This is a genomic window from Allorhizocola rhizosphaerae (assembly GCF_003426775.1).
Classification (GTDB): domain Bacteria; phylum Actinomycetota; class Actinomycetes; order Mycobacteriales; family Micromonosporaceae; genus Allorhizocola; species Allorhizocola rhizosphaerae.
In genome coordinates, this window is the sequence record NZ_QJUG01000417.1 from 1 (window position 1) to 3,118 (window position 3,118).

2 protein-coding genes are annotated in these 3,118 nt (G+C 65.6%); one reads left to right on the forward strand and one right to left on the reverse strand.

What is annotated here, in order from left to right:
• A partial coding sequence (locus DM816_RS41200; protein ID WP_162908400.1) for a HEAT repeat domain-containing protein occupies positions 1-1,646 on the forward strand: 1,646 nt, incomplete at its 5' end.
• A gap of 907 nt (positions 1,647-2,553) precedes the next feature.
• On the opposite strand, the gene DM816_RS46090 is transcribed toward DM816_RS41200, so the two are convergent.
• Positions 2,554-2,964 carry a DUF6188 family protein gene (locus DM816_RS46090; protein ID WP_425455348.1) on the reverse strand — a complete coding sequence of 137 codons (411 nt, stop codon included), beginning with the start codon at positions 2,962-2,964 and terminating at the stop codon, positions 2,554-2,556.
• Positions 2,965-3,118: the final 154 nt, after the last annotated feature.

Sequence of the window (3,118 nt, forward strand, 5' to 3'; positions counted from 1 at the left end):
CGCCGGCCGTGCGGGCCGGCGCGGTGCTGGCCGCCGTGCAGTCGGGCCGGCGATGGCCGGGCAAACGGGCGGTCGAGGCGGTGCGTGCGGCCTGGCGCGACGGCGACCCGTTCGCGGCCGGTGACGGCGATCAGTGGCAGCCCACGGTATTTCTCCTCGAAGCGCTGGAGGACCTGCTCGACCGGCTCGCTCCCGCAGACCGGGCGCCGATCGTCGCGGCGCTGCTGGACTCGCCGGACCCGCAGGTGCGCAAGCGCGCCGCGATGCAGGCCAGCACCGCGATCGGCGAGTCCCGATCGGTCCGCGAACCGCTCACGGACGTGCTGATCCCTGCGCTGACCGATGCCGACCCGCACGTGCGACTCGCGGCCGCCGACGCGATCCGCCGGGCAGGGCCGTTGGGTGCCCATGCCGCCGACGCGCTCGCGGCGGTCGTCGACCGCTACGACGACGAGGCGGCGGGGCAGGCGCTGGCCGCTCTGGTCGAGCTGGGCGATCCCCGGGCCGCGCAACGACTGCCCGAGTGGATCCGTTCCGGAACGGCGGCCGACGATATCGGCGCCGCTCTGATCGAGGCGGGCACGCCGATCACCGCCGAACTGCTTGATGCGGTACGATTCCGGCTCGGCGCATTGTTCGTGGAGCAACCGAGACAGCGCCACATCGACGTCTTGCGCTCCGTCCCGGGGCGCGGGCAATACGGCGATTCCGAGTGCACGACGCTGCTCATGCTCGTGCAATCGTGGGGGCCGGCCGCAGCACCGGCCGTGGAGCAGCTGGTTGAGTTGCTGCGTGCGGACCGCTTGGCCGAAAGGGTGATAAACACCTTGGCCGCCATCGGTCCGGGCGCGGCTGCGGCGCTTCCAGCCCTGCGGGCACACGCCGACAAGGTCCGCCGCAACCGCGACCGCGATCAGGAATTGCTGGCCGTCGCCCGAGCCTGCTGGCGCCTGACCCGCGATCCCGAGCCGGCCATTGACGAGGCTTGGCGCGGCGTCAAGCGAGGCAATATCGGCGGCGATCCGATCGCCCTGCTCGATGAGATCGGTGATCCGGTCCGCCGCCTATTGCCCGCGATCCAAGCGGCCTTGCCCACGTGGATGGCCAACTGCGAGTGGTACCACTCCGATCGCCTCGCGCTGACCCGGATGGTCTGGCAGTGGACCGGCGACCCGACGCCCGCGCTGTCCTACTCCCATGTCTTTCTCGGGCTCGACATGGGCGGCTACGGCCGGATCGAGGCGGCGATCCTCGCGGGCGAGTTGGGCGACACGACGTCCGTGGCGGCACTGATCCAGGTAGCGTCAGAACACGGGTCCTATGCGCAACGCGTGCGCGCCTGCCGTGCGCTGTGGCGGCTCACCGGCGATCCCAACCCTGGGCTTTCTGCGCTGCTAAAGTCCATGACGACCGCCGACTATGCGCCGACGAAAGGCAGCTGGGCACCGGTGCTCGATCTGCTTGCCGAGCTCGGCCCGATCGCCGCGCCGTTTGTTCCACAGCTGAAACGCCTCGCCGAGCGCGACGCCACCGTCGCCAGGCCAGGAGGCGCCGAGAATCCCGGGCACACGGACGAACAAACCCGCGCCGCGATCCGCGCCACCATCAAGAAAATCGATGACGCGACACGCGAGATTGATACATAAGCGCACGCCGTCACATACGTCTGCGTCATTCCGGCGGGTTCCCACGCGCTGGCATGCATGATGGCTTGCCGGATCTTTTCCGTGATAAGCAACCCAACCGAGAAGGACATACGCAGAAATCTTTGCCGGCCGGCCGTCGCGGGTCGCGAATACCACGGGTCTGAACCGCGATCAAGTCGACCGGCTCATTCTGGCCGTCTACGCCAACGGCAGCCTGGACGCGACCGTCGCTGAGTCATCGGCGAGGGCGACCTTGCCGACCTGACACTGGCGGAGCGCCTCCACCAGGGACGCCACTCGGTCACGCATGGGCGTCGCCTCCGTTATCGATATGGTCATGGGGACGCCCGCGCCCTCGGTCAGCACGTGGTGTTTGAGCCGGGCCGCCCACGGTCGACCAGGCTCGGGCCGCTTTTGGGCCGCGCCGGGCCGCCCGCACGTGGGAGCAGTCGATGACCGCCCCGGAACCAGTCCAGGTTGCACGCCTGGCGCAACTCGGCCAGCAGGACCTGGTGCAGCTTGGTCCACGCGCCAGCAGCGTTCTACTGCTCCAGACGCCAGCAGGTCATCCGAAGCCGAACCGAGCTCTTGCGGCAGGAATTCCCACTGGATCCCCGGTGTGAAGCATGAACAGGATGCCTTTCATACCATTAACCTGTCTGGCAGCGGTCTGCGGGCTGGATGGTGCAGCCGGCGCGGCTCGATACGCTGCCACCATTGGTCCGCGCTATCCACGGCGGCTGTTCACCTCGACGCACGACCGAAAATGGGGGCGATCATCCATATAGGACTCAATCCGAGATTATTCTATTAGGAACTTTTAGAGTGCAACTGATCGCCGGCGTACAGTTTGCATAGCGACTGAAAGAGGACACGCTGGTAAATCAATAGCCATGTTGCAACGCTTCTACAGCCGATGTCGCCACACTGCCAGCTCTCCTCCCGGCACTGAGATGACGCGTAGACCCCCAGGGCCGCTGAGCTGCCAAGCTTCGAATTCCTCAGATGCCGGAACGTCTATCCAACTGCCATCGGCAAATGAAATAGAGAGTGAACCGCCACTGGACGCATTTGCACTAACAATACAGCTTCGTGCGAGGTGGATTATCGGTCCCAGTTCCTCCGGACGATCCTCCGGATCCAGGTTGACTCGCCCAGTCTGACTGTAGTAGCTAAAGTCCGACGATATCCGCAACTCGAAAGTGCCCATTACATGTCCAATCACGAACGTCAGCGCGTAGTCGATACGGAGCATTGCCACGTCGCAATTCGAAAGAGGCAGTGGCAACTTGCCTTCACTATCGATTTCTAAGTCCATTGTTGAAGCCCTCTAGTACGGCAGTCACGGGTTATGGCTTGACCAGGTTGATTCGAGTTGGTGCCGGCGTTTGTAGTGGCTGGCGCGTGCTCGGGCTTGGTGGTGTCGGCGCCAGGCGGACCAGTGTTGTATCCGGGTGAGGTCGGCGGGTCGG